Annotated in this window: 21 protein-coding genes and 1 pseudogene; 10 read left to right on the top strand and 12 right to left on the bottom strand. The window is 70.9% G+C overall.

The genetic code is table 11. The annotated features are described in order from the left end of the window. The first annotated feature begins 7 nt into the window (after window positions 1-7). Window positions 8-655 (top strand): NAD(P)-dependent oxidoreductase, encoded by a 648-nt coding sequence (locus B4N89_RS42855; RefSeq protein WP_078982029.1) that lies wholly within the window; start codon window positions 8-10, stop codon window positions 653-655. Between the two features lie 40 nt (window positions 656-695). Here the strand turns inward: B4N89_RS42855 and B4N89_RS42850 are convergent, their stop codons facing one another. Both B4N89_RS42850 and B4N89_RS42845 read right to left on the bottom strand, forming a co-directional pair. Then, on the bottom strand, window positions 696-1,538 hold the full coding sequence (locus B4N89_RS42850; protein ID WP_078982028.1) for an alpha/beta fold hydrolase: 843 nt from the start codon (window positions 1,536-1,538) through the stop codon (window positions 696-698). Window positions 1,539-1,812: 274 nt separating this feature from the next. Next, entirely contained in the window at window positions 1,813-2,742 is a 930-nt protein-coding gene (locus tag B4N89_RS42845) for an NADP-dependent oxidoreductase (protein ID WP_078982027.1), read from the bottom strand. Window positions 2,743-2,822: 80 nt separating this feature from the next. Between B4N89_RS42845 and B4N89_RS42840 the strand changes: the two genes are divergently transcribed. Then, on the top strand, window positions 2,823-3,203 hold the full coding sequence (locus B4N89_RS42840; RefSeq protein ID WP_078982026.1) for a winged helix-turn-helix transcriptional regulator: 381 nt from the start codon (window positions 2,823-2,825) through the stop codon (window positions 3,201-3,203). A gap of 108 nt (window positions 3,204-3,311) precedes the next feature. Here the strand turns inward: B4N89_RS42840 and B4N89_RS42835 are convergent, their stop codons facing one another. Further along, window positions 3,312-4,049: a S1 family peptidase gene (locus B4N89_RS42835; RefSeq protein WP_078982025.1), complete on the bottom strand. Its 738-nt coding sequence runs from the start codon at window positions 4,047-4,049 to the stop codon at window positions 3,312-3,314. Window positions 4,050-4,445: 396 nt separating this feature from the next. Between B4N89_RS42835 and B4N89_RS42830 the strand changes: the two genes are divergently transcribed. Next, on the top strand, window positions 4,446-5,171 hold the full coding sequence (locus B4N89_RS42830) for a DUF3152 domain-containing protein (RefSeq protein ID WP_235619317.1): 726 nt from the start codon (window positions 4,446-4,448) through the stop codon (window positions 5,169-5,171). A gap of 277 nt (window positions 5,172-5,448) precedes the next feature. Beyond that, on the top strand, window positions 5,449-6,414 hold the full coding sequence (locus B4N89_RS42825; protein ID WP_143658293.1) for a hypothetical protein: 966 nt from the start codon (window positions 5,449-5,451) through the stop codon (window positions 6,412-6,414). A gap of 69 nt (window positions 6,415-6,483) precedes the next feature. Here B4N89_RS42825 and B4N89_RS42820 read toward each other — a convergent pair whose 3' ends face one another. The 4 genes from B4N89_RS42820 to B4N89_RS42805 all read right to left on the bottom strand — a co-directional run bounded on the left by B4N89_RS42820 (window position 6,484) and on the right by B4N89_RS42805 (window position 11,626). Next, on the bottom strand, window positions 6,484-7,092 hold the full coding sequence (locus B4N89_RS42820; protein WP_078982022.1) for a TIGR03086 family metal-binding protein: 609 nt from the start codon (window positions 7,090-7,092) through the stop codon (window positions 6,484-6,486). Between the two features lie 70 nt (window positions 7,093-7,162). Continuing rightward, the gene (locus B4N89_RS42815) at window positions 7,163-9,142 is read right to left on the bottom strand and encodes a helix-turn-helix domain-containing protein (protein WP_078982021.1); all 1,980 of its coding nucleotides are present in this window, start codon (window positions 9,140-9,142) and stop codon (window positions 7,163-7,165) included. Between the two features lie 171 nt (window positions 9,143-9,313). Next, window positions 9,314-10,141 (bottom strand): 3-hydroxybutyrate dehydrogenase, encoded by an 828-nt coding sequence (locus tag B4N89_RS42810; protein WP_078982393.1) that lies wholly within the window; start codon window positions 10,139-10,141, stop codon window positions 9,314-9,316. Window positions 10,142-10,303: 162 nt separating this feature from the next. Beyond that, window positions 10,304-11,626, bottom strand: coding sequence for a tannase/feruloyl esterase family alpha/beta hydrolase (locus B4N89_RS42805; protein ID WP_078982020.1), 1,323 nt, complete (start codon window positions 11,624-11,626; stop codon window positions 10,304-10,306). A gap of 358 nt (window positions 11,627-11,984) precedes the next feature. On the opposite strand from B4N89_RS42805, the gene B4N89_RS42800 reads away from it, so the two are divergent. The 3 genes from B4N89_RS42800 to B4N89_RS42790 all read left to right on the top strand — a co-directional run bounded on the left by B4N89_RS42800 (window position 11,985) and on the right by B4N89_RS42790 (window position 15,895). Beyond that, window positions 11,985-13,247: an esterase/lipase family protein gene (locus tag B4N89_RS42800; protein ID WP_101897573.1), complete on the top strand. Its 1,263-nt coding sequence runs from the start codon at window positions 11,985-11,987 to the stop codon at window positions 13,245-13,247. A gap of 11 nt (window positions 13,248-13,258) precedes the next feature. Further along, a complete protein-coding gene (locus B4N89_RS42795) occupies window positions 13,259-14,320 on the top strand; it encodes an alpha/beta fold hydrolase (RefSeq protein ID WP_078982019.1) in 1,062 nt (353 codons plus the stop codon). 204 nt (window positions 14,321-14,524) lie between these two features. Continuing rightward, window positions 14,525-15,895 carry a sensor domain-containing protein gene (locus B4N89_RS42790; protein WP_143658292.1) on the top strand — a complete coding sequence of 457 codons (1,371 nt, stop codon included), beginning with the start codon at window positions 14,525-14,527 and terminating at the stop codon, window positions 15,893-15,895. Window positions 15,896-16,182: 287 nt separating this feature from the next. Here the strand turns inward: B4N89_RS42790 and B4N89_RS42785 are convergent, their stop codons facing one another. From B4N89_RS42785 to B4N89_RS42775, 3 genes are read right to left on the bottom strand one after another with little or no spacing between them, the layout of a single operon-like run. Further along, window positions 16,183-16,737 carry a hypothetical protein gene (locus B4N89_RS42785; protein WP_078982017.1) on the bottom strand — a complete coding sequence of 185 codons (555 nt, stop codon included), beginning with the start codon at window positions 16,735-16,737 and terminating at the stop codon, window positions 16,183-16,185. Beyond that, window positions 16,734-18,188: a sensor histidine kinase gene (locus B4N89_RS42780; RefSeq protein ID WP_235619315.1), complete on the bottom strand. Its 1,455-nt coding sequence runs from the start codon at window positions 18,186-18,188 to the stop codon at window positions 16,734-16,736. Before B4N89_RS42780 ends, B4N89_RS42785 begins: the two co-directional genes overlap by 4 nt. Window positions 18,189-18,241: 53 nt before the next feature. Then, window positions 18,242-18,949 carry a response regulator transcription factor gene (locus B4N89_RS42775; protein ID WP_078982016.1) on the bottom strand — a complete coding sequence of 236 codons (708 nt, stop codon included), beginning with the start codon at window positions 18,947-18,949 and terminating at the stop codon, window positions 18,242-18,244. A 321-nt stretch (window positions 18,950-19,270) separates the two neighbouring features. On the opposite strand from B4N89_RS42775, the gene B4N89_RS42770 reads away from it, so the two are divergent. Continuing rightward, complete coding sequence (locus B4N89_RS42770; RefSeq protein WP_235619314.1) at window positions 19,271-20,089, top strand: polysaccharide deacetylase family protein; 819 nt, start codon at window positions 19,271-19,273, stop codon at window positions 20,087-20,089. Window positions 20,090-20,157: 68 nt separating this feature from the next. On the opposite strand, the gene B4N89_RS42765 is transcribed toward B4N89_RS42770, so the two are convergent. Beyond that, the gene (locus tag B4N89_RS42765) at window positions 20,158-21,435 is read right to left on the bottom strand and encodes an acyltransferase family protein (RefSeq protein ID WP_078982015.1); all 1,278 of its coding nucleotides are present in this window, start codon (window positions 21,433-21,435) and stop codon (window positions 20,158-20,160) included. A 100-nt stretch (window positions 21,436-21,535) separates the two neighbouring features. After that, window positions 21,536-22,384: an SGNH/GDSL hydrolase family protein gene (locus tag B4N89_RS42760; RefSeq protein WP_078982014.1), complete on the bottom strand. Its 849-nt coding sequence runs from the start codon at window positions 22,382-22,384 to the stop codon at window positions 21,536-21,538. Between the two features lie 127 nt (window positions 22,385-22,511). Here B4N89_RS42760 and B4N89_RS42755 point away from each other — a divergent pair, with 127 nt between their 5' ends. Together B4N89_RS42755 and B4N89_RS42750 are read left to right on the top strand one after the other, a co-directional pair. Beyond that, on the top strand, window positions 22,512-23,453 hold the full coding sequence (locus B4N89_RS42755; protein ID WP_078982013.1) for a YihY/virulence factor BrkB family protein: 942 nt from the start codon (window positions 22,512-22,514) through the stop codon (window positions 23,451-23,453). A gap of 282 nt (window positions 23,454-23,735) precedes the next feature. After that, window positions 23,736-25,271: pseudogene (locus B4N89_RS42750) on the top strand (M4 family metallopeptidase); the annotation flags it as partial. Between the last annotated feature and the right edge of the window lie 245 nt (window positions 25,272-25,516).

Below are 25,516 nucleotides of genomic sequence, written 5' to 3'. Positions count from 1 at the left end.
CATCGTCATGAGCAACGTCATCGTCTTCGGAGCCAACGGCCGTACCGGACTTCTCGTCGTCCGCGAGGCCCTGCGACTGGGCCACGACGTCACCGCCGCGGTGCGCGACCCGGCGCGGTGGCAGGCCCCGGCCCCGGAGGACTCGCCCGGTGCGGGGGAGTCGAGCGTCGTGCGGGCCGATGTGCGCGACGCCGCCGACGTACGCTCCGCCGTGGCGGGCCACGACGTCGTGGTCTCCGCGATCGGCCCGCCGGGGCGGCACGCGCACGGGCTCTACTCCGACGCGGCGCGGGCGCTGGTGTCCGCGATGGAAGGTGCCGGCGTACCCCGGTTGATCGCGGTCACGTCGGGGGGAGTCCACCACCGTGACCCCAACTTCCCCTGGTGGTACCGCAATCTCGTCACCCCGCTGGTTCGGGAGTTGTACGACGACATGCGGTTGATGGAGACGATCGTCCGCGCAAGCACCGTCGACTGGACCTTCGTACGGCCCGCCCGATTGCAGGACGAACCCCCCACCGGCAACTACCGTGTCCTCGACGCGAGCAACCCCAAGGGCGGCCGCAAGGTGACCCGCACCGACCTCGCCCGCTTCATCGCTCGCGAACTCGACGAACACCGCTGGTCCCACGCCGCGCCGACCCTCGCCGAATGACGGATTGGCGGACGTCCGGACGCACCACCGCTCGAACCCCTCATCCGAGCGTGAGCATCGCCTCGGTGACCTCGCCGATCGCCGTATCGGGGATCGCGGTGGCGGCCTCGTCGAGGACGAGCAGCCGTGCCCCGGGGATCTCGCGCGCGATCGCCTCGCCGTTGCCGACGGGGAAGAACGGGTCGCGGCGACCGTGGACGACGAGCGTGGGGACCTCGATCCCGGGCAGGCGCTCGCGCCAGCGGGGGGCGCAGTCGAGCCGGGAAAACACCAGACCCATCTGGTTGGCCAGCTGGACCGGGGGCGCGGTGCCGGGCGTACGGTCCCAGATGCGCGCGGCGATTTTGCGCGCGGCGACGGGGTCGTTGCCGAGGATCTTGGCGCCGTCCGCGGCGAATCGCGCGACCGCCTCTCGGTCGGCCCAATCGGGCATCGCCCGCGCGAACAGCCGACCCATCGTCGCCTGGTCGTGCTCGGGGAGGTCGTCGTCGGCCGGACCCGGGGCGACCGCGCGGGTGCCGACCAGGGTGAGTGCCGAGAACGCGCCCGGATGGTCGAGTACGGCGACCTGGGCGACCATCCCGCCGACGCCGATCCCGGCGAGGTGGGCGGGCCCGCCGCCGAGCGCGTCGACCAGGGCCGCCGCGTCGGCGGCGAGGTCGCGCAGGGTGTAGGCGGGCGCATCCGGGTCCTTTGTCGTCGACTCCCCGCTGTCGCGCAGGTCGTAGCGCACCACGCGACGCCCGCCGGCGGCGAGGCGCTCGCACAGCGCGTCGGGCCACGAGAGCATCGTCGTCCCGCCTGCGAGCAGGACGAGCGGCGCGTCGTCGGCACCGAACGACTCGATACCCAGGGCGATTTCATGGGCGTGCACAGTGGTCATCGGTTCACCCGCAGATGTCGTGGGAGTAGGAGAGGTGCGTGGCGGTCGACGTCGAGGTCACCGGCGCGGTGGGGCGGCGCCGGTGAGAGACCGAGGGGTCGGCGATGATGCGACTCATGTCGGGGCAGACCCGATCCGCCGCCCGAACTCATCGCTCCGCAGGTATGGCCCCACCGCGGTGGTACCCGGCATGGCCGGGTGCACATGAACCGGACCGTCGAGGTCGCCCGACGGGAAAGGCCGTTCCGGTCTCGGCGAGCGCTGGTGTCTCTCGTCAGATGGTGAGGACGAGTTTGCCTTGGAGGTGGCCGGCGTCGAGGTGTCGGTGGGCGTCGGTGACGTGTTCGAAGGGGAATGTCCTTTGGATGTGGACCCGGAGGCTGCCCCGCTCGACGAGGTCGACGAGCGCTCGTAGGGCGACGGGGTCGGGGTCGACGGCGATCCCGCTGAAGCGCATGCCGGCTGCTTCGTACGTGGCGATCAGGCCCGGGTCGTCCTCGGCGACGGCCGTCACCAGGTGGCCGCCCGGGCGGAGTACGGCGAGGGAGCGTCGGGCGGTGTCGCCGCCGATCGTGTCGAGGACGACGTCGATGTCGCGGGCGGCCTCGGTGAAGTCGACCGTGGTGTAGTCGATCACCTCGTCGGCGCCGAGCGCCTCGACGAAGTTCCGTTTGTTCGCGCCGGTCGTGGTGACCACGTGTGCGCCGCGTGCCTTTGCGACCTGGATCGCGATGTGGCCGACTCCGCCGCCTCCGCCGTGGATCAGGACGCGGTGGCCCCCGGTCACGCCCGCGAGGTCGACGAGGCCCTGCCAGGCCGTGAGTCCGGCGATCGGCAGCGCTGCGGCCTCGATGTGCGAGAGCGACGCCGGCTTGTGGGCCAGGTGCAGCGCCGGGGCGGCGACGACCTCGGCATACGCGTTGGCCGCGCGCGGGAACAGGGGCATCCCGAACACCTCGTCGCCGGGTCGGAATCGCCACGTCAGCGGGCCGTCCTCGACCACGCCGCTGATGTCCCAGCCCAGGACGAACGGCGGTCGGCCGAGCAGCGGGAACTCGCCGGCCCGCAGGCGCGCCTCCAGCGGGTTCAGGCCGATGGCCTTGACACGGACCAGGACCTCGGTCGGGAGGGGACTGGGTTCGGGTGCGTTCACGATGGTGAGCACCTCGGGACCGCCGTGAGTGTGTTGGGTGACGACGCGCATGGCTCTCTCCTTGTGTCGGGAAACGGAAGGAGAGATCCAGGCTAGGTATTCGATGGGTACCGGCAGGTACCTTGGGTGCCATGAGCGGTTTCGAGGCCGGTGATCCCTTTCTCGCCGACTGTCCGGGGCGTTTGGCGGTGGAGTTGATCGCCGACAAGTGGACGGTGGTCGTGCTCTACGGCCTGAGCAGGGGTCCGGTGCGTCATGGGGAGCTGGTCGGGCTGATCGGTGGGATCTCGCGCAAGGTGCTCACGCAGACGCTCCGACGGCTCCAGGCGCACGGCCTCGTTCGCCGCCGGGCCCATGCCGAAGTGCCGCCGCGGGTCGAGTACGAGCTCACCGCGCTCGGGGCGACGCTGATCGATCCGATCCACATGCTGACCGAGTGGGCGAGGGCGCACGGCGACGCGGTCCTCGACGCCCTCGACGCCGGGCCCGAAGCCGTTGCCTACAGTGACTGAGGCCCCGCCGGAGCGCGTCTTCGATGGTCGCGGACGGCCTCCCGCCCCTGGACCCGCCCGGAGTTCGGTGGCGAGGGCGGGTCCGGGGGCGGGGTGACGACTACTCGGTCACACGCCCGCGACGGACTGGATCCACGAGCGATACGCGGTCACGTTCGTGTAGGCGGTGGTGCTCTGTCGGTCGCTGGTGGACGCGACGCCGACCTGAATGCCGTTCGCGTTCATCGGACCACCCGAGTCGCCGCCCGCGGTGATGCCGTTGCCGTAACGGGCGCAGATCGCCGAGCCGTTGTACGCGTCGCGGCAACCGCCGGTGACCGTCACGTTGGCGACTTTCAGGAACTGCGACTGGCAGTTGATCTCCTGGCCGCACCGCGACGTCGCGCCCCAGCCGTACACCTGGACGCTCTGACCCACCGTCACCGAACCGGGTTGCCCGAGTCGGGCGTAGGTCGCCGAGACGGAGCGGTCGAGGCGGACCAGGGCCAGGTCCGCAGACGGACTGGTGTAGGTCTGGGCGCCGTTGGCCACCGTGCCGCCGGAACTCTGGTCCAGGCTGCCGATCCGGAACGACAACTGCCCGCCGCTGACGCAGTGTTTGGCGGTCAGGATCCAGGTGGGGGCGATGATGGTCGAGGTACAGGTCTGCCTGCCGGCGGAGAACAGGCGGGCCGCCCATGGGGCGTTCTGTGCGTATCCGCCACCGATGATCGGCCGGGGACCGTCGGCCGACGCGTTCTGGTGGGACGCCTCGACCGGAGCCGGGGAAGCGGTGGCGGTGGCGCCGAGGGTGAGCACCATGAGCAATGCGGCCAAGAGGGCGGGGACGATCTTGGTTATTCGCAAAGTTCCTCGTTTCCGACGACACGCGATATCTCACACGTGGGGTACAGGGGATACCAGGATCCCCAACGTCGGATTCCACGGGTAATAGCAATCTCCCCTCTCGGTGATGTTATGGCTCGGCGGGAACCGCCTTGGTGACGAGGGGAGTTGAGCCGCCTCTCGGACACGCTTCGGAGAAGCCCGGGTTCGTCGAGCCGGTGGCTGTGGCTTCCGTCATGGCGGCCTTCGACGCGGATGCGGATGATCCTGTGGAGCGCGTTGCCCGTGCTCGATGCTCGACGGAGTGCGATGAACGATTCGTACGCCGTCACCGGCTCGCCGTCCGGCCGCGCAACGCAACGCAATGCAAACCCGACGCGGCGGACGGACCACAACAGACGGGAAGCCCGAACCATCGTGAACTCGGCCCTCAAGTCGATCCTCGCCGCCCTCCTGGCGTCCGGCCTGCTCCTGGCAACGACCGCCTGTCGACTCTCGGACCACAAAGACGACAAGGACGAGAAGTACGTCACGGGTGCCGCGGACACCCGCCCGTACGGGGAGTGGCTCGCGGCACGCTCGGAGACAGCGGCCGACCTCGCGCTTTCGGGACGGTTCCGCACCGTTCCCGGCCACGACGAGGCCAGGGGCGGGACTCGCGTACTGCGCTATCGCATACAGATCGAGGAGGGCCTGTCGATCGATGCCACATACTTCGCGCGCGCCGTGCACGAGACGCTCAACGACACGCGCAGTTGGGGAGGCGACGGGACCATCGCCCTGGAGCGGGTGGATTCGGGGAAGTCCGACTTCGTCGTGACGCTCGCCAGTACCGGAACGGTCAACACGTGGTGTGCCAAGGACGGCCTGGACACCGGCGAACAACGCGTCTCGTGCAACGTCGCCTCCACGCGGCGCGTGATGATCAGCGCGTGGCGGTGGGCCACGGGATCCACGACGTACGGCGACGACCTGGCGAACTACCGGCGCATGCTGATCAACCACGAAGTGGGCCATCGCCTCGGCCACATGCACGAGACGTGTGAGCGGTCGGGCGCCCCCGCGCCGGTGATGATGCAGCAGACGTTGACCCTCGTCACCGGCAGCGCCACGTGCTCGCCCAACCCGTGGCCCCACCCATGACGGAAATCGGGTGATACGTGCATCCGGAAGGGCCGGCTTCCATCCGCGCAGGCCCCGAGATTGTCGGCCCCACCCTCGCAGTCTCGCCACCTGAACCACTAGGCAACGACGCGACACGAGCGCAGGATGGTCGCCGGGGTTGGTCAGCCCCACCGGGGAGCCGCACCCGCGGTGAACCGGCTTTCGGGGCCTGTCGTTTCGACAGCGTCGTCGAAGTGTGGACAGGCTCCGAGCACTCGGCCGGGCAATGGCCCGAGCCTCATACTCGGAGGAACAGGTGACCGTCACTCATCACGGTGACAGGCTCAACGGCGAGCCTGTCACGATCGCGGCATCCACCACACGGATCGCATCGTGGCTGGAGGACATCGCGACGGTGGACCGGATCCACCACTATCTGGACGCGCAACTCCGGAACCGGACGACGGATCCGGGCGCGAGATCGCTGCGTGCGATGCGCCTGCACAACGATGAGGCGCAGGCCTCGATCCTCGCGGCCGTACGCGCCGGTGTCACCGGTGACACCGGCGGCGGTGTCCCGGACGCCACGGATGCCGCGCTCGAGCGGGAGGTGAGCGAGCACGCGTCGCGTTGGACGCACGCGCTGGCTCGCCTGATCGAGCACCCGGGGTGGTTCGAACACCTCTGCGACGCGCTGATCGCGACACACCGGGTCGTGCGGGTCGGCCCCGCCAAACCCTGCGGTCGCTGCGGGAACGACGGCGAGCGTGTGGTGTACACCAGCCTCTACCCCGGCGTCATGGACCGGGTCACCGTGTCCTGCGACCCGTGTGGGCGAACCGCCCACAACCCCTACGGCGAACCCGGGCCCGAGGTCGACGTCCGCCTGGTCGCCCGTGCGGGCTCCGCCGTCCTGGAGGTCGCGACGCTCGCGGATCCGCGAGCCGTCGCCCCGACGGCGATGCACCTCCGATTTGCCCCCGGTGACGTGGAGGGCGGCCCGGTCAAGCCGCTGCCCGGAAAGCACTTCCGGTTGGAACCGGGTGGACGTTCGACCACGACGATGGAATTGCCCGATGCCGTGGGAGTGGGCGCCCGACTCCAAGTCATGTGCGTCAGCGGTTTTCAGGTCTCGACCCGGAGCTTCGCGCTCCCCGGTCCGGCCGCGATCCCACGCCCCCGCGCCACGATGTCCCGCCGCCGAGACGCCCGGAAGGTGACGGCGAAGCGCGGTACGGCGACCACCGACTCGGCGGTCGCCTCCGTTTCGTCGAAGGCCTGACACCGGCCCACGCCCGACGCCGGACCCCGTCCGGCGTCGGGAGCCGGGGCACCCGCGCGGCGCCGAGAGTCAGGGGGTGCGGCCGATGAAGGCGAGTAGGCGGGTTTGTGCGTCGGCGTCCTCGGGGACCTCGACCCGGGGACCGTAGTGGCCGCTGCCGCGCAGGACTTCGTCGAGCGGCAACATCCCTTCCAGGAGTCGGGCGCACGTGGCCGGGTCCAGTCGCTCGTCCTGACCGGTCGCCCGGGCCAGGTCCCAGGTGTGCAGGAAGACGTCGACCGTGTAGAACCGGTCGATCGCCTCGCTCAGCGGGAGTTCGCCGGTGTGCGGGTTCGCGAACACCTTGTCGCCGGCGGCGGGGTCGTCGAGGAGGGCTTGCACCGCCTCGTTGTGCACGGTCCAGGCGGCCTCCGGATCGTCGTCCACCGGCGGCCCCTTCGGCAGTTCGATCCCGGCGCCGGATCGGAGGAACGCCGGGAACCACTCGACCAGATGGCGCACCACGTCCCGGGCGGTCCACCCCTCGCACGGCGCCGGGTCGTCCCACGCCGCGGCCGGCACGCCGCGTACCCGCTCGGTGAACACGCCCGCGACGCGGCGGTGTTCGGCCGCGGCGGCGGTCCCGGCGGCGACCTCGGTCGTCGTCTCGTCGTGGTGCGGGTCGTTCGTGGCAGTCATGATGCCGCCTCCTCGATGCGGGATACCGTGCCCGAGCGGTTTCGGAAGGGCGTCGCGCGCCCACCCCACATCATCGACCCGCGGGCGGGGGAGCGCAGCTTTCGGAGTCGACCGCCGGCGGGCGTTCGGTGAGCTGGTGCAGGCGCAGGGCGAGTTGCAGTTCGAGTGCCTGCTGCGGCCGGCTCCAGTCCGGGCCGAGGAGGGCTTCGATGCGGTCCAGGCGTTGAACGACCGTGTTGACGTGGATGTGTAGCTCGTCCTTGGCGCGGGTCAGGCTGCCGCCGCACGCGAAGTAGGCCCGGAGCGTGCGCACCAGCTCGGTGCCGCGCCGCGCGTCGTACGCCAACAACGGGCCCAACGCGTCACCGACGAACGTGTCGACGTCCTGCCGGTCGCCGAGTACGACGCCCAGGAACCCCAGCTCCGCGGCGCACGCGCCGTCGCCGGTGCGGCCCAGCACGATCAGGGCGCGCAGGCAGCGGGCCGCCTCGGAGTGGGCCGCGGCGATGCCGCGCGCGCCGACGGCGGGGCCCGCCGCGGCGACGGTGACCGGCGCTCCGGTACGTACCCCCAGCCGGCTCGCGGCGCGTCGGGCCGCCTCGCCGGGCGGCGTGCCGTCGTCCGGCAGGAGCAACACCGTGGACCCGGCGTGCTGCGCGGTCACGCCGCTGCCCGCGAACAGGTATTGCCGGGCACGCGCCGCGAGCCGCTCCCGGCCCGAGGTCGCGGTGTCGGCGACGAGGACCAGGTGGGGACGGTCGAGGTCGATTCCCGAACGCCGCGCCCGGGCCGACAGGGACGCGGGATCGCGGTCGGGATCGGTCAGCAGGTCGGCCAGCAACTCGCCGCGGACCCGGTTCTCGGTCTCCGCGACCGAACGGCGCAGCAGCAGCAGGAGCGCGGCCACGACACCGGCCCGCTCGAAGACGTGCCGGTCGGCGTCGTCGAGATCGGCACGATGCAGCACCAGGCTGCCGAGCGCCTCGGGCCCGGCCAGGACGGCGCAGACCCACCCGCCGTGCCACGCCACCGCGCGTCCGAGCGCGTGCGACTCCTCGGCGGCCCGGACCAGTTCGGCGCCGCCGAGCGCGGTGGAGTCGGCATCCGTCGCGGTGCCGGTCAGGTCCAGGCCGGCGGTGTCGTGGATGGCGACCGACCCGCCGAGGAGTTCGGCGACCGCGGCGGCCACGTCCGGCAGGTCGCCGCCGCGCAGCACCAGGTCGGTCAGTTTGTCGTGCGCCTCCTCGGCGCGCTGCACCGCGTTGGCGTGGGCCCGGATCACGGAGTTCGCTTCGGCCAGTTCCGCGAGCGCCGCACGGGTGTCGGCCATGGCGCGCGCGGTGTCGATGGCGATCGCCGCGTGGGTGGCCAGCGAGCTCATCAGCGCCACTTCGTCGCCGCCGAACGTGCGCGGCGCCCGATCGGCCGCCATCAGGACACCGACGACCTTGCCCCCGTCCCCGCGCGTGGAGCCCAGCAGGAGAGGCACGCCGAGGATGGCGACCAGTCCCTCGTCCAGCACTCCCTCGTCCACCCGGTCGACGTGCCGGAAACGGCTGTCCGTGCGGTAGTCGGGGGTCGCGTACGGCCGCGCGGTCTGCGCGACGAGGCCGCCGAGCCCGTCCCCGAGCCCCAGACGCAGGGCCTGGAAGATCGGGGAGACCGATCCGTCGGTCACCCGCATGTAGGTGTCGCCGGCGTCCTCGTCGGGCAGGGTGAGGTACGCGGTGTCGGTGCCCAGCAACATCCGCGCCCGCCGGACGATGGAGCGCAGCACCGAGTCCAGGTCCCGCAGCGCCGCCAGGTCGCTCGCGGTGTCGAACAGGGCGGTCAACTCCCGCTCCCGCCGCCGGTGTTCGCGCAGTGTGCCGCGGATGCGCAGGGCCTTCGTCGCGGCGTCGTCGAGGTCCGCGAGGTCGTCGGGTGCGGCACCGGCCGCGCGGGCCTGCGCGGTCAGGGCCCGGAAGTCCTCGGCGGGCGCGTCCGCGGAGAGGAGGTCGAGGAGGTCCCGGGCGAACCGCGCGGGTCGCCCGGGGTGTTGTTGTGCCATGGTGGTCCGTCCATCCGCCGAGATGCCGGCAGGGAAGGGGTGTGTGCGCCACCGTATGGCGTCCCGGCCGAGACGGCACATGGTGTCATGGGACACAAAAGGACGACAATGGGTATGGGTTGACGCCATGACGAGCACGGCGGCGTGCGGGACGCGACCCCGACGCGTGCGTCAGCGCGCGGTCCAGCCGCCGTCGAGGACGAACGAGGTTCCGGTGACGTGGCGGGCGTGCGGTCCGCACAGGTACAGGGCCGCCGCGGCGACCTCCTCGGGTTCGATCAGCCGTTTGATCGCCGTGCGTTCCAGCAGGATGTCGTGGACGACGTCGTCGGCGGGAATCCCGTGCGCGGCGGCCTGGGCGGCGATCTGCCCCTCGATCAGCGGCGTGCGGACGTAGCCGGGACAGACGCAGTTGCTGGTCACCCCGTGCGGGGCGCCTTCCAGGGCGGCGACCTTGCTGAGCCCCTCCAGGGCGTGCTTGGCGCTGACATACGCCGACTTGAACGCGCTCGCCCGCAGACCGTGCACCGAGGAGATGTTGACGATGCGCCCCCAGTTCCGCGCGTACATGTGCGGCATGGTGCGGCGCATGAGGCGAAAGGGCGCTTCCACCATCACCTTGTGGATGAGGGTGAACCGTTCGAGGGGGAACTCCTGGATGGGCGCCACGTGTTGCAGGCCGGCGTTGTTGACCACGATGTCCACCCGGGCCGGCAGGGCGTCCACGGCGTCCGGATCGGCCAGGTCGATCCCGTGCGCGGTGCCGCCGATCTCCTCGGCGACGGCCTCGGCCGCGTCGACCGCGATGTCCACGACGTGCACGTGCGCGCCGGCGGCGGCGAGCGCGAGGGCGCAGGCGCGTCCGATCCCGCTCGCCGCCCCGGTCACCAACGCGACGCGTCCGGCGAGGAAGGGGTCGTCGGGGGAGTGGGCGAGAGGTCGCCGGTGATCGCACTGGTTGCCATGGCCATATCGTAGGAAAAGCGAGCCGGTGGGTATATGGAGTCCGTCGCCATGGTTGTGGGGTGCGCCGTGGGTCGTGGCACCATGCCGGGCCTGCGGATGCGGCGGTGGCGCCGGGCGTCCCGAACGTCGGGGCGCCGAGCGCCGAGCCGCTGAACGCCGAGTCGCCGAGCGCCGCACCGAAGCCCCGGTCGCGGGTCACCACGTGCCGATGTCGCCGTCGTCGACGTCGTCGTTCCAGGCGACCGTACGGTTCGACGGCGGGTTCGTGCCGCGCTCGACCCAGTCTTCGAGGGCCTTGAACACGGTGCGGTACGCGGGCAGGAGAGGCCGTAGCCGAGCAGGGAAGAGGTCGCAGAATCCGTCGACGTGGTTGCCGCCCTCGATGCGGTACTGGCGGTGCAGCCGGCCGCGACCGGCGGCGGCGACGAGTTCGGTGTAGCGGTCGGAGTGCAGCGTGACGGGCAGGAACGCGTCGAGGGTCCCGTGCAGGGAGAGCAGCGGCTTGCCGATCGCCCCGGTGAGCGCGACCCGGGCGACGGCCTCGTGCACCGCGGAGGGGCGGTTCGGGTAGTCGTAGTCGGCGTCGGCGCCCGGCTCGCCGGGGCCGGCGAAGGGGACGCCGGCGGGCGGCCGTCCGGGGCCGGGGTAGCGCGGGTCGAAGACGGCCCGATAGGTGCGTTGCGTGGCATCCCAGTAGGTCCGGTGGTGGATGTCCCACAGGAACTCCGAGCCGGCCGGCAGCCCCGCGTCGATCAGCCGTGCCGCCGCGTCCGGATCACCGCCGTCCCGGTGGCGCGGATAGTGGGCCAGGACCGTCGGCAGATAGGTGAACAGGTTGGGTCCTTCGGCCATCCACAGCGGGCCCTCCCAGTCCACGCCGCCGTCGTACAGATCCGGGTGCCGCTCCAGCTGAGCGCGCGTCAGGTAGCCGCCGTTGGAGATCCCCGTGACGTACGTGCGGTGCGCTTCCGTGCCGTAGTGGCGGCGCACCACCAGGCGGGCGGCGACGGCGAGTTCGTACAGGCGCCGGGACCAGTCGACGAGCGCGTCGCCGGGGCGGCGTCCCGCGGTGTGGAAGTCGGCGCCGGAGTTGCCCTTGTCGGTGGCCGCGTAGGCGTAGCCCGCGGCGAGCGCCCCGTCGGCGATGACACGGTCGGTGGCGTACTGCCGTCGGACCCCCGGGGCGGCCGTGACGACCAGTTTGCCGTTCCAGTCGTCGGGGAGGCGCAGCACGAACTGGGCGTCGTGGTGCCAACCGTGATGCGGATTCAACCGGGTCTCGGCGGGGAAGCAGCCGTCGATCTGCAGTCCCGGCACCGGCCGTTCGGGCCGTGGGGTTCCGGACGCGTGCAGGTTCTCCCAGTCCGCGACGACGGTGTGCCCTGTGGTGGTCGTGCCGACGGTGGTCAAGTCTCCGAGTCGCACGGCCTGTTGGCGTGCGGCGCCCGGCACGCGTACCGCCCGGCCGGCGTCGAGGCGTACGGCGCGCGCGACGCCGCCTTCCGTGGTGTCCGCCATCGCCGGCTCCTTCGGAGAGTGGTGGGAAATGCCCGGAGCGCGCGGGAGCGCCGCGCCGGAGCGCCGTGCATCCGCACGACGGTATGGCCGTACCCGGGCCTCGTCCATGGCGCCGAGCCCCACTCGTCGCGGCCTCGGCATGGTCGCGGACCACACCGGGCGTCGCGTCGACCGCCGGAGCACGGCGATCCTCCGGCGCACCGGCCGACACGTCGTCGCTCGATCGATGCCGGACCAGGGGTGTGACCCACACCTCCGGCCGCTCGTCGTGTGGGTCGTCCTCATGGGCCCGGCCCGCCCGTCCCGCCTACCGTGTCGGGGCGGGCCGCTCCGGGCCCGCCGGGCGGAGGAGTTGACGATGACGCGGAAGTCGGGCGGCTGGATCCTCGCGGTATTGCTCGCGCTGCTGACCGGGCTCGTCGGCGCGCCGACCGCCTCGGCCGCGGCGCCGGCGTACCTCACGATGGAGGCGAGCTACAGTTCGCCGGCCAACGGCTGGGAGCGCGTCGAGCGTTATCTCGACACCACCGCCGGATTCCGCCAGGAGCAGTACCCGCCGGACGGTCGCGGCGACCAGGACGGTCAACGCCTGACCTTCTTCGGCGGGGTGAAGCAGCCGTATTCCGGGCGCTTCCTGCTCTACTCCGCGCCCGGCTGGAACAGCGGCGCACATCAGGTGCCGGTGCTGCTGGTGCACGGTGCCAACGACAACCCGGACCGGGCGTGGGCAAACCCGGGCGAGTCGGGCGGCTACGGGTGCGGGACGGCGTCCTGCCCGAACACCGGCCTGATGCAGTACCTCTCCACGCGGGGCTACCGGGTCTTCGCCATCGGCTTCGCGCACAAGCAGGGCGACAACCTGATGCAGGCTCAGGAGGTGGGCGACGCGGTCGCGTTGATCCGCGCCCGACTGGGCGTCTCCCAGGTGGACCTGGTCGGCTGGAGCAAGGGAGAGATGTCCACCCGGGCGTACGTTTCCTCGGTCAAGCCCTCCTGGGGGCGGCCGTACGCCGGCGACGTCCGGCGGTTGGTCACCCTGGGCGGTCCCAACGGCGGCTACGACTATCCCTTCGCGCACGGGTGGGCGCACGATTTCAGCATCTGGCCGGAGTGCGGCGGCAAGGTCAACGCGCCCTCACCCCACCTGCGCATGACGTGCTACGGGACCTATCAGGCCCACCCGGAGTACGCGTTCACCCCGACCGGCGGCTACGACGACTACCCGGGGCAGCGGCAGATGCTGGCCCGCTGGGACGGTACGTACGGGGTCGACCAGAGCCAACAGGACTGGTACACCACGTACTACGGCGGCCAGGGGTTCTACACCGACGGCACCGGCATCCAACCCGCCATCGCCGCGGGCTCGTTGATCACACCGCTGCACCAGGCGGGCATCCCCGCCCAGGTCCGCACCTTCCTACTGGCGGGCGGTACACCGAGCATCCTCGGGATCTTCAACGAGAATCGTGGGCCCAGCGACGGCGTGGTCTTCGTCTCCAGCGCGCTGGACACCACCGGAGTCGGTACGGTCGGCGGGACCGCGCTGGTCGCCGGCGCCAACCACCTCGAACTCGGCTGGAACACCACGGTCGCGGCCAAGGTCGCCGGCTGGCTCGACTGAAGGATTCAAGGATGCTGCTGCCCACCATCGCCGCCGGTCGGATCGCGACCTCTCGGCTCACCGTCAACTGCCTGCAGATCGAGGGGCGTTCCGGTGAGCCGGTGATCTTCGTGCACGGCAACGTGTCGTCCTCGCACTTTTGGCGGCGGACGATGCTCGATCTGCCCGAGCGCTACCGGCCGATCGCGCTCGACCTGCGCGGCTTCGGCGACACCGACCCGCTGCCGGTGGACGCGACCCGCGGCCTGCGCGACTTCAGCGACGATCTGAGCGCGCTGATCGAAGCGCTCGACCTGGGTCGGGTACACCTGGTCGGCTGGAGCCTGGGCGGAGGCGTGGTCCTGCACCAACTGCGGGACCACGCCGAGCGGTTGCGTTCGGTGACCCTGGTCAATCCGGTCTCGCCCTACGGTTTCGGCGGCACGCACGGGATCGACGGCCGGCTGAACAGCGCGGACGGCGCGGGCTCCGGCGGCGGCTCCGCGAACCCGGAGTTCGTGCGACTGCTGGCGGCCGGCGAGACCGGCGGGGAGTCTGCGCTGTCGCCCCGCGCGGTGTTCGGCGCCTGCTACGTCAACGCGCCCGTGGAGCAGGCCGACGCCTATGTCGCCTCGATGCTCACCACGCGGGTCGGCGACGACCACTACCCGGGCGACTCCCGCACCAGCGAGGCGTGGCCGGGCCTGGCTCCGGGCGACCGCGGCGTGCTCAACTGCCTGGCGCCGACGCACTTTCGAATCGACGACCTGGAACTCGCCGCGGCCAGGCCCCCGGTGCTGTGGGTGCGCGGCGCGGCCGACGTGATCGTCTCCGACACCTCGCTCTTCGACCTGGCCCACCTGGGTGCGCTGGGTGCCGTCCCCGACTGGCCCGGCGCGGACCTCTGCCCGGCCCAGCCGATGATCGCCCAGACCCGCGCCGTCCTGGCCCGTTACGCGGCGGCCGGCGGCCCGGTCCGGGAGGCGGTGGTCGAGGACGCGGGACACAGCGTGCACATCGAGCGCCCGAAGGAGTTCCTGACGGAACTGCTCCGAGTACTCCACGAGGCCGACCCCCGAACCCCGACCGGGTAACGCCGGAGGACCGGATTTCACCTGTGTCCCCGGATTGTGCCGTTCCGGTAACAGCGGGCGGCGGGCGTGGTTCGTGGCTTTAGGGTCGTGATCACAAGCACGGCGCCGCCGTCGGATACCCGGCACCAGGGGGGTTACGGGTACCCGCGGTTCATACACGGCGGCGTCGTGGTCCGCGACAGACACCGAACCGGGGGGTCCACGGTGAGTACCACCATGCCGCGTCGCGCGGCGACCACAGTTGTTGTACCGCTGACCGCGCTCGCGCTCTTCGGCCTCACGGCCTGTGAGAAGTCGGGCGGCGACGCCAAGGACAAGTCGCCCGCGTCCGCGTCGACCTCCGCCGACAGCGGGAAGGGGGACAAGAACGCGACGCCGGCGACGGACCGGCAGCTGTCCGCAGTACTCATCGACGGCAAGGACATCCCCGCCGGATACGGCGGCGGCAAGGTGTCGAACGAGCGGTCACCCGACAAGCCCGGCCGGGTGGTCAGCCCCGCCGAGTGCGTGGCGCTCGGCAGTGGCGGCACGTCGCACCCGGTCGGCCACGCCGAGCGTTCGTACGCCATCGCTCCCGCAGACCCGGAGTCGGACGACTCGGTGCGCGTAAGCCTGTCCAGCGCGCCGCGCGAGGTGCTGCAGAAGCAACTCGACGACGGCATCAAGGCGCTGAGTTCCTGCGCGCACTACACCTACACCGAGAATGGCGACGTCACGACCTTCGCCGTGACCGACGTCAAGGTCGGTGTGCGGGGCAAGGACAGCGTCTCGTACAAGGTCGCCGTCTCCGGCAAGGGCCGACTGCTCGGCACCGCCGTCAACACGCTGGTTCTCCAGGGCACCACCGGTCTCGCCGTCACCTCGTTCGCGACGCCGGGCAAGGGCGACCCCGCCGACACCGGCCCGTTCGTGAGCGCCCAGCTCGCCAGGCTCGACAAGATGCCTCCCGACACGGGGAGTTCCCCGTCCAAGCCGGCGCGGCCCACCGCCGACAGCAGGACGATCCCGGCCGCCGACACGCTGACGGCGGCACTGCTCAACGCGCAGGAGATTCCGGCCGAGTACTCGGCCGACGGCCCGGAACCCGCGACGCCGGAGGACGCGCCGCGACTGTCCGACCCGCGCTGTGCACCGTTGCTGGACACCTCGCTCGACCAGCGCACCGCCGCGATCCAGCAGAAGTATCGCAAGACGACGCTCGACGCGACCGTGCAACCCACCGAGGGTGTGATCACCGAACTGTCGAGCAGCCAACACGCGGTGCTGAAGCGGGAGTTCGACGCATACGTGGCGGCGCTCAAGGTCTGCTCGTCGTTCTCCGAGACGAACGAGGACGGCACCGTCGACCGGTACACGATCACCGACGTCGCCGTCGGGCGCCACGGTGCGGACACGGTGGCGTTCCGAATGCGCGACGACCACCCCACGGACGGACGCTTGTACGCCTACCTCGTGGTCGCCGTGAAGGGCGACGTCGCCATGCAGATGGCCTCGTTCGCACAGGCCGGCCCGGCCGAGGTGCCGTCCGCGATGATCACCGGCCAGCTGTCCAAGGTGGCCGAGATCGCCGGCTGACGACCGACACACGCGGAGACACGCCACGCTCCGGGCGACCGCCCGGAGCGTGGCGCCGCTCAGTCGACGTAGCGGGCGGGGGCGGGGTCGCGGTCGGGTCGGAGAGGTTCGCGGCCGGCCACTTCCGGTAGGAGGCCATCCATGGGCTGTTCGTGCCGCCCGCGCGGTAGTTCTCCAGGATTGCGTTGACCCGGCGGACGAGGTCGACGTCGTCGGGATTCATCGCGACGCCGTCGCCGCGCCCATATTCATGGCCGCCTTCTCGTCGGGGCCGGTGGCCCGAGGTTTCAGCCGGAACGGCTTGCCTGGGGGGAGGGCCGCTCGGGCAGCGCGTAGTAGCCGGCGATGTTGCAGTGCAACGGGCCCCACACGCCCGGCTTGCCGAGTTCGCGGAAGTTGATGTCGACGTCGGTGACGGAGCGGCCGCCCGGAACGCGGGCGTTGGCCGCGGTGCAGGTGAGTTGGTGGATCGCGTCCACCGGTACTCGGCCGGCATCGAGGGGTAGTGTGAGGGTGACGCTGCCCTCCCCGGTGTCGACGTCGACCCGGCCGCCCACCTCCGCCAGGGCGGTCGAGAATCCCCGCCGCCGTTCGGCCTCGGTCGGTCCCATCAGCAGCAGTGCGATCGCCTGGCCGGGGTCGAGGGACGTGTCGGTGGGCCGGGACACGGCTTGGACCCCGTCGGCGGACACGAAGAACAGGTGCGCCCGGTCGGGAACGGCGCCGACCTGGGGAACACCCCTGGCCGGCGGACCGGCTCCGTGTGGCGTCGTGGTCGAGATGCCGCATCCGGCGACGAGGGCGGCCACGAGGGCGGCGGCCACGGTGACGGCGAGCTTCACTGATCCTCCGGACGTCGGGTATCCGGTACGACGACCGGTGGTACGAGCGGGAGTTCGATGGTGAACACGGTGCCCTCGCCGGCCGCGGAGGCCGCTCGCAGGGTGCCGCCGTGCAGGTGGATGTTCTCGCGCGCGATGGCCAGTCCCAGGCCGCTGCCGTCGGATCGGGTCCGGGCCGAGTCGGCTTTGTAGAAGCGGTCGAAGATGTGCGCGAGTACGGCCGGATCGATGCCGGGGCCTTGGTCGACGACATCGACGGCGACGCGGTCGTCGGCGCGGCGCAGCACGACCCGGACGGGGTCGCCGCCGTGCCGCAGCGCGTTTCCGACCAGGTTGGCGAGGGCGACGTCGAAGCGCCGAGGGTCCAGGACGACCCGGATCCCGTCGGGGAGTTCGGTGTCGACCCGGTCGCTCCAACCGCGGGCGCGCAGGGTCCGGCGTACCGCGCCGGCGACGTCGACCTCGTCGGTGTGCAGGACCGCGGCGCCCGCGTCGAAGCGGGAGATCTCCATGAGGTCGTCGACCATGCGCGCGAGTTTGCGGGTCTCCTCGGCCACCAGGCGAAGCGCTTCGGAGGTGTCGGGGTCCAGATGGGCGGTGTCCTCGTCGAGGACCTCGGTGACGGCGACCATCGCCGCGAGGGGGGTGCGCAGTTCGTGCGAGACGTCGGCGGCGAACCGGCGGGCGCCGGCTTCGAGCCGGCGCAGTTCGGTGGCGTCGCGTTCGATGGTGTCTGCCATGGTGTTGAACGTCGCGGTCAGGTCCGCGAGTTCGTCGTTGCCGTGGACGGGGATGCGGGTGTCGAGGCCGCCCTCTGTGATCCGGTGGGCTCCCGCACGCAGCCGCCGTACCGGGCGCAGCACGTGCGCGGCGGCGACGAGCGCCGGGACGAGGGCGAGCCCGACGGCGGGGATCGCGCCGTAGCGGGCCGCGGTGACCAGGGCGTGGATGTCGGCCTGTTCGCCGCGCAGGGACATTTCGGCGTACACCACGATCCGGGTGGGGGTGTTCTCGGGCCCCGCGTGGAGGATCGGCATTCCGACGACCAGCCACGGGCCGCCGGGCCGCGCGACGCGCTGGGCCACCGCGCCGTTCTTCCGCAACACCGCGGATCGCAGGGCCGCGGTGATCGCGCCGGGATCGCCCGGCGCCTCGGCGGGGACGAGCGGGCCGTCCTGGTACGACACGTGTGTGCGCCAGTTGCGCGGGGTGCCCGCGCGGTTGAGCAGTACGGTCAACTCCAGCAGGTTCTCGGCGCTGGGCGGATACGCCAGATCGGGCGCGCGCGCGTCGAGCTGGGCGCGCAGTTCGTCGGTCGCGGCGTCCTCGGTGCGGTCGAGGATCGCGTCCCGGGCCTTGTCGAACGTCAGCGCGGAAGTGATCAGCGCGCTGAACGCGGCAACCAGGAGAAACGCGACGACCAGGCGAGGGCGCAGGCCCCGCAGCGACAACCGGCGTACGAGAGCGCGCGAGGACCCGGGCACGGAACGCGCGGCGGACGCGGTCACAGCGGACCGAAGCGGTAGCCGAATCCGCGAACCGTCTGCACGTAGCGGGGGTGGCGCGGATCGTCCTCGACCTTCCCGCGCAGGCGCAACACGCACGCGTCGACCAGCCGGGCGTCACCGGCGTAGCTGTGCTCCCAGACCCGTTCGAGGAGGATGTCGCGGCTGTACACGCGCCCGGAGGACGCGGACAGGTACAGCAGCAGTTTGAGTTCGGAGGGCGCGAGGGTGAGTTCGGTTCCGTTCTTGGACACGATGAGCGCGGCCCGGTCGATCGTCAGGTCGCCGTAGCGGTCGACCCGGGGCGCGGTCGGGTCCCCGGCGATGCCGTCGTCGGGGTCGGCGGGAACGGCGCGGCGCAGGGCGGCCTTGACGCGGGCCCCCAGGACCTCGCCGCCTGCCGGCTTGACGACGTAGTCGTCCGCGCCCGCCTCCAGGCCGACCACGACGTCCATGTCGTCGCCGCGCGCGGTGAGGATGATGATCGGGAGTTGGTGTCGTTCCCGGATCCGGCGGCACACCTCCAGGCCGTTCATGCCCGGCAGCATCAGGTCCAGCAGGACGAGGTCTGGGCGAAAGTCCTCCAGGGTGGCGAGTCCGGCCTCACCGGTGGGCGCGACGGCGACCTCGTGGCCGCGCCGTCGCAGTGCGATGGCGACGCCTCTTCGGACCGCGGGGTCGTCTTCGATAAGCAATACGCGTGGCATGGTGGTGACAATTCCCTGCTGAGTCGTCCCGACGGATCATCTGGATCATATGGATTATGCGGGTCGTGTCGGGCCGTCCGAGGAATGTGCGGTGAGGCAGGGACGGCGGTCTGCGGTGCCCTCCGACTTTACGACGGCCGGCGGACGAGTCGGTGCCTGTTCGTACAGCTCAGAGCCTCGATGACGACCCTATGGTCCCGGGATGACGGCTCCATGCGGGATATGTGACGAGACGATGACAGCCTCCGGTTTCGATACCCGAACGTGTTTGGCTCGGCGAGCAGTCGAATCAGGATCCGGGATATCGAGACAGGAATACCCATGACGATTGGTGGAATACGCCGCGGCGACTTGGTGCAGGGCGTGGGCAGGACGATGGCCCTCGTCGTGGTCGCGGCGGCTCTCGCGAGTTGCGCCGGCGGCTCCGAAACGCCGGCGAAGCAACGTGTCGGCGACACCCACCAGGCGGCCCGGCCCGTGCCGGGTGCCGCCGATGCCGAAACGCCGACCGACCCGCACTCGAAGGAGGGCGGCAAGGTCGATCCCTCGATATCGCGGCACTCGGAGGACGGCGGCAAGGCGGTCAACCTCACCCTCGACGACGGTCCGGACGCCGTATGGACGCCCCGCTTCCTGGAGCTGCTGAAGAAGCACAACGCCAAGGCCGTGTTCTGCGTCCTGGGACCCGCCGCCAAGGCCAACCCCGAACTGCTCGGAAAGATCGTCGACGCCGGCCACCGCCTGTGCAATCACTCGGTGCACCACGACACCGGCATGGACAAGAAGCCCGTCGACTACCAGACGCAGGAGATCCTCGACGCCAAGAACATGATCGACCAGGCGTCGGGAGGTCGACGAATCTGGTACTACCGCGCACCCGGTGGCGCGTTCACCCCGGAAAGCCGCCGGGTCGCCGCCGACCACGGTATGCGTCCCCTCGGTTGGAACGTCGACCCGAGCGACTACCAACGCCCCGGAGTCGACACCATCGTCACCCGCGTCCAACAACAACTGGCCAAGGGCCCCACCGTTTTGATGCACGACGGGGGCGGCGATCGCGAACAGTCCTTCCAGGCCCTCGAAAAGCTCCTGGCGTGGTTCGACGAGCAGGGATACCGGTACAGCTTCCCGCAATCGTGAACCTGCTCCGAACACCGGCCGGCCGACCGCGCAAGCGGCCGGCCGGCCGCACTGTCCCGGAACTTCCGCTATCCGTAGGTCAGTTGGGTGACATCGACGGAGTCGGCCCCGCTGTGGGGCTCCGGTACGGCCGCCCACAGGGCCGCCATCGCGGCGAACGTGGCCACCAGGGCGACGGCCCCGGTCCGACCGCGCGCCCAGCGGGCCCGGAAACGGATCGGATCCTCCACCAGGAGCTTGGACAGCACGGCGGCGGCAACGGAAACGGCCACGATGACGGCCGTCCGCCCCCAGCCCGAGAAGCCGAGGCGTTCCTCGTCCAGCAGCAGATAGACCGGCCAGTGCCACAGGTAGAGGCTGTACGAGATCAGACCGGTCCAGCGCACCGCGGCGCAGCCCAGGACTCGGCCGACAGGGCTGCCCGGTGCCCGGGTGAGGCAGGAGATGAGCGCGGCGGCGGCCAGGGCGTGCAGGAACATTCCCCCCTGGAACAGTGACGGGGAATCCTCTCCGTCGGCCAGGACCCAGTACGTGCCGATGCCGCCCACCAGGGCCAGCGAGATCCACCCGGCCAAACGCTCGCCCAGTCGGGCCACCGCGCGAGTGGCCGGCCCGGTGGCCATCACAGCGCCCAGGAGCAGGGAGAAGGCACGGGTGTCGGTGCCTTCGTACACCCGGGTGCTGTCGATCGGATCGGCGAGGTGGAGCATCAGGGCGAGCGAGGCAAGAGCCCCGGTTGCCGCGACGATCGCGACGTTGCGGCCGGCGTTCCCGCCGCGGGCCACCAGGACCAGGAGCACCGGCCAGAACAGGTAGAACTGCTCCTCGACGGCGATGCTCCACAGATGACCGAAGACGCGGGTGTCGCCGGAGTTCCAGTAGCCCATCCGGTCCGCGATGAAGTGCCAGTTGGCGAGATTCGCCACCACCCACGGGCCGTCGTCCAACGCGTTCCGGATCAGCGCCGGCGCGCCGAACGCCCACACCAGCAACAGGGTGCCGGACACCATGACGGCGAGCGCGGGCAGCAGGCGGCGGGCCCGGCGGCCCCAGAACGCGATGAGGTCGATGCGGCCGTTGCCGGCCGCCGCCTCCTTGAGCAGCAGCCCGGTGATCAGGTACCCGGACAGCACGAAGAACAGGTCGACGCCCAGGAAGCCGCCGCCGAAGTGTCCGGCGTGAAAGAGCAGCACCGCCGCGACCGCCACACCGCGCAGACCGTCCAGCGGCCCGATGTGCGCTCTCGCGGAGACGGGCCGGCTCGCGGGCGGCGTGGGTGTCGCGGGCGACGTGGACGGCGTGGGAACCCGCCGATGGGTACGCCCAGGGGAAGTCTGCGCAGGCATGGGATGGGTCTCCGAAAGACGCGGGGGCGGAACGAGCCCCGGCCCGTTCCGCCCCTCGATCAACTGTGGCCGGGGGAGGCGAACACGTCGCCCGGGTCGACTACTTGCAGCCGAGGCGTGCGTACACCTTGTCGCCGGTCCACGATCCGGTGGCCCAGCGGTCGGCCGCCGCCGGCGTGAAGGAGTACTGCTTGCCGAGTTCCTTGCCCAACCAGTGGGCGAACGCGGCCGCACCCTGCTGACACGAGTGGATGCCGTCGTTGCTGCGCTGGGCCTTGGCGGCGGCGCCGTCGGTGCCCCACAGGGCCGCGGCGTCGAGGAAGCGCACCCTGCCCGGATGTTTGTCCGCCACGTCCTTGGCCGACTTCGGGGCGGACTTGATCTCCGCCTCGTGCGGCTTGTAGAAGTCGTCGATTCGAAACGGCGGCGCGGACACGATGACGAGTTCGGCGCCCGCGTCGGTCACCGTCCCGACCAGTCGTTCGTAGCCCGCGTGTTGTTCCTCCGATTTGCCCCAGTCGTAGGTCGTGATCTGGTAGACGACGACGTTCGGCTTGTAGGAGCCGAGTTCCCTGGGCAGTTGCTCCCAGGTGGGCTCGGCGACCTCGCCGATGACACCACCGCCGCCGGCGGCGGCGATCGACTTGAACTCGATGCCGCCGGCCTTCATCGCCGCCCCGAGTGCGGGGGCCTCGACCTCGCCGATGGAGTCACCCATCCACAGCACCTTGGCGAGCTTCGCGTTCTTGTCCCCGGCCGCGGCGGACTCCCGGCCGGCGCCGGCCGAGGACGCGGCCGAATCGGACGGGCCCACGCCGGCCGTGCTCTTGTTGTCCGAGTCGTCGCAGGCGGTGAGTCCGAGGACGCCCGTCGCGGTGGCGAGGGCGATTCCCGCGGTGAACCGGACGGTGCGCCGACGGCGGGCGGAGGGGTTGGTCTGGTTGTTCATGCCGTTCAGTACAACCGCTGAAATCCCGGCCCAGGGCGGCCGTCATCGTTTCATCACATACTGTGAGAGGAACGGTCATCCACCGCGATCCCGCCGTAGATTCGCGGTCGTCGGGCAGAAGTCGCCCATGGGCACAGCGATGCGGGTTCCCGAGACGCGGGACATGAAGGGCGAGGAGTTGTCGGCCGACGAGGCGTGGGCGACGCTGCGTCGGTACGGCGGGTGGACGCTGGTCAAGAACGCGTTCATCCGGTTTCGGTATGCGGACGGGTTCACCCACTCGCGTGCGCTCGCGCTCCAGGGCGTGTTGTCGGTGCTGCCGTTCGCGATCGCCGTCGTCGGTCTGTCCAGGGTCTTGCATACGGACAAGTTCGGTCTGTTCGTCTCGTCGATCCTCGGGCGGCTGTCCACCGGCCCCAGTTCGGCCGTCGTGCGGGACACGCTGCGCGACGCGGGTGAGGGCAGCGCGGCCGCACTCTCCCTGGGACTGCTGTTCGCGCTGGTCAACGTCGCGACGGCGATGAGCCAGATCGAGCGGGGCGCCAACCGGATCTACGGCGTGGAACGCGACCGTCCGTTCCTGCGCAAGTACGGCCGCGCCGCGGTGATGACGCTCGTGGTGGGCATCCCGATCGGCCTCGGTGTACTGCTGACCGTGGCGGGCCGCGACATCGTCGGAGCGGCCGGCGACGTCTACGGATGGAGCGACACCCAGCAGACGTGGGGGAACACGATGCGCTGGCCGGTGGGCATCGTGCTCGCGCTGATCTCGGCGTCCGCGGTGTTCCGGTGGTCGCCGCGCCGTCGCCAACCCGGCTTCACCTGGCTGGCGTTCGGGGCGGCGGTGTACGTGGTCTTGTGGGTGCTGCTGACGTGGCTGCTGGGTCTGTACGTCCGCTTCAGCGGCTCGTTCGACTCCGTGTACGGGCCGCTCAGCGCGTTCGTGTCGTTGATCCTGTGGGCTTACATGACCTCGATCGCGTTGTTCCTGGGCCTGGCGTTCGCCGCGCAACTGGAAGCGGTGCGCGCGCACCTCACCGAACCGATAAAACCCGACCCCGGCGCCTGACGACCCGCCCGAGGGTAGGCACCCCGTCACCCGTACGCGGGCCGGGATTCCAGCCGACTCGCCTTCGTGGACCGCCGGTTGGGGCGGTAGAGGCGGGTGCGGCGTTGTTGACAGATTGTGCCGCGTCGATCGCATTTCATTGACGGTCGACTTGTGCCTGTGTGAGCGTTTCGTTCGCTCGGGCACGAACCCGGCGCACACGACGGTCGGTTCCGTTCACCTCGCGGAGCCGGCGCGAGTCGGACTCGTGGTCGAGGCCTGTCCTCCAGCCAAGGAGCCTCGATGAAACGCAGCACGGTGACGGTCGGGTCGGTCCTGGCCCTACTCGCCGGCCTCGTGGTCGGCACCTCCCAGTCGAACGCGGCGACTCCTCCGCCCGCACCCGGATTGGCGGCGGCGGTGTCCGCCGCCGACATGGCCGCCGCGAGCGGCCTGGACGTCCTGGCCAAGGGCCCCGACGAGAGTTACGTGCGGCAGCAGGTGACCCCGTGGGTCGACAACCTGTACTCCGTGGCCTACGAGCGCACCTACCGCGGGCTGCCCGTGGTCGGCGGCAGCGCGGCGGTGCTGGCCGACGGCAACGGCACCGTCCGGGCCGCACAGTCGGCCACCGACCTGCGGATCGACGTCCCCGTCAAGCCGACGGTCGGCAAGGACGCGGCCGAGAACGTCTCGCGTGGGCAGCTCAAGGTCGTCGAGAAGGTCGACTCGCGACGCCTGGTCGTCCGGGTCCGGGAGGGCTCCGCCAACCTGGCCTGGGAGACCGTGCTGATCGGCAACACCGAGACCGCGCCCAGCCGGCTGCACGTCTTCGTCGACGCCCGCTCGGGGCAGGTGCTCGACTCCTACGACGACGTCAAGGGCGGCACCGGCACCAGCCAGTGGAACGGCCCCAACCCGCTGACGATCACCACCAGCGGCAGCGCCGGCAACTACAAGATGACCGACCTGACCCGGCCCGGCCTGTCCTGCTCCGACTACAGCGGCGGCGTCTTCACCAAGGCCACCGACACCTGGGGCAACGGCAACGCCACGAGCAAGGAGACGGGCTGCGTGGACGCCCTGTGGGCCGCGCAGAAGGAATGGAACATGCTCCGCGACTGGCTCGGTCGCAACGGTCACAACGGCTCCGGCGGAAGCTGGCCGGTACGTGTCGGACTGCCCGCGATCAACGCCTACTGGACCGGCTCGCAGATCCAGATCGGCCACAACCAGAGCAACCAGTGGATCGCGTCCATGGACGTCGTGGGCCACGAATTCGGGCACGGCATAGACCAGTTCACTCCCGGCGGCGCCGGCTCCGAGGCCGGTCTGGGTGAGGGCACCGGCGACATCTTCGGCGCGCTCACCGAGGCGTACACCAACGAGCCCTCGCCCTACGACCGCCCGGACTACCTGGTCGGCGAGACGGTCAACCTGGTCGGCAGCGGCCCGATCCGCAACATGTACAACCCCTCGCAGATCAGCAACAACCCGAACTGCTACAGCGCCTCGATCCCGGGCACCGAGACCCACGCGGCGGCCGGGCCGCTGAACCACTGGTTCTACCTGCTCGCCGAGGGCACGAACCCCGGCGGTGGCAAGCCCAGCAGCCCGACCTGCAACAACACGCAACTCACGGGTACCGGAATCCAGACCGCGGGCAAGATCTTCTACGGCGGCATGTTGCTCAAGACGAGCGGCATGACCTACAAGAAGTACCGCACCGCGACCCTGAAGTCCGCCAAGGCGCTCGACTCCACCTGCGGCCTGTTCAACAAGACCAAGGCCGCCTGGAACGCGGTCAGCGTCCCGGCCCAGCCCGGTGACCCGACCTGCCCGTGATGCCGAACGCACCCCGATAGGCATCCGGCACCCGTCCCGAGACGAGGCCGCGGCTCCCGCCGCGGCCTCGTTCGCCGTGTCGGGGGCCGGGCGTCGTCGACAGGGGTCGTTCCCGGAACGCCCCGGAGATCGGATGGCTGAGGGCCCCGCAGGTGCGGGACGACCTACGAGCGGCCGATGAGTGCTGCTCCGACCAGCCTGTCTTCTCGTTCGCCCGGCCGTCATACTGGAAGTCATCG

The organism is Embleya scabrispora (assembly GCF_002024165.1).
Taxonomy (GTDB): Bacteria; Actinomycetota; Actinomycetes; order Streptomycetales; family Streptomycetaceae; genus Embleya; species Embleya scabrispora_A.
This window is presented reverse-complemented; position numbering and strand designations above follow the sequence as displayed.

What these genes read in the sequence shown, in the direction of transcription:
- B4N89_RS42795 (WP_078982019.1), top strand. Translation starts at nt 13,259, where the DNA reads ATGCTGCTGCCCACCATCGCCGCCGGTCGGATCGCGACCTCTCGGCTC.
- B4N89_RS42805 (WP_078982020.1), bottom strand. Translation starts at nt 11,626, where the DNA reads ATGGCGGACACCACGGAAGGCGGCGTCGCGCGCGCCGTACGCCTCGAC.
- B4N89_RS42775 (WP_078982016.1), bottom strand. Translation starts at nt 18,949, where the DNA reads ATGCCACGCGTATTGCTTATCGAAGACGACCCCGCGGTCCGAAGAGGC.
- B4N89_RS42755 (WP_078982013.1), top strand. Translation starts at nt 22,512, where the DNA reads ATGGGCACAGCGATGCGGGTTCCCGAGACGCGGGACATGAAGGGCGAG.
- B4N89_RS42765 (WP_078982015.1), bottom strand. Translation starts at nt 21,435, where the DNA reads ATGCCTGCGCAGACTTCCCCTGGGCGTACCCATCGGCGGGTTCCCACG.
- B4N89_RS42770 (WP_235619314.1), top strand. Translation starts at nt 19,271, where the DNA reads ATGACGATTGGTGGAATACGCCGCGGCGACTTGGTGCAGGGCGTGGGC.
- B4N89_RS42845 (WP_078982027.1), bottom strand. Translation starts at nt 2,742, where the DNA reads ATGCGCGTCGTCACCCAACACACTCACGGCGGTCCCGAGGTGCTCACC.
- B4N89_RS42800 (WP_101897573.1), top strand. Translation starts at nt 11,985, where the DNA reads ATGACGCGGAAGTCGGGCGGCTGGATCCTCGCGGTATTGCTCGCGCTG.
- B4N89_RS42850 (WP_078982028.1), bottom strand. Translation starts at nt 1,538, where the DNA reads ATGACCACTGTGCACGCCCATGAAATCGCCCTGGGTATCGAGTCGTTC.
- B4N89_RS42855 (WP_078982029.1), top strand. Translation starts at nt 8, where the DNA reads ATGAGCAACGTCATCGTCTTCGGAGCCAACGGCCGTACCGGACTTCTC.
- B4N89_RS42820 (WP_078982022.1), bottom strand. Translation starts at nt 7,092, where the DNA reads ATGACTGCCACGAACGACCCGCACCACGACGAGACGACGACCGAGGTC.
- B4N89_RS42815 (WP_078982021.1), bottom strand. Translation starts at nt 9,142, where the DNA reads ATGGCACAACAACACCCCGGGCGACCCGCGCGGTTCGCCCGGGACCTC.
- B4N89_RS42840 (WP_078982026.1), top strand. Translation starts at nt 2,823, where the DNA reads ATGAGCGGTTTCGAGGCCGGTGATCCCTTTCTCGCCGACTGTCCGGGG.
- B4N89_RS42760 (WP_078982014.1), bottom strand. Translation starts at nt 22,384, where the DNA reads ATGAACAACCAGACCAACCCCTCCGCCCGCCGTCGGCGCACCGTCCGG.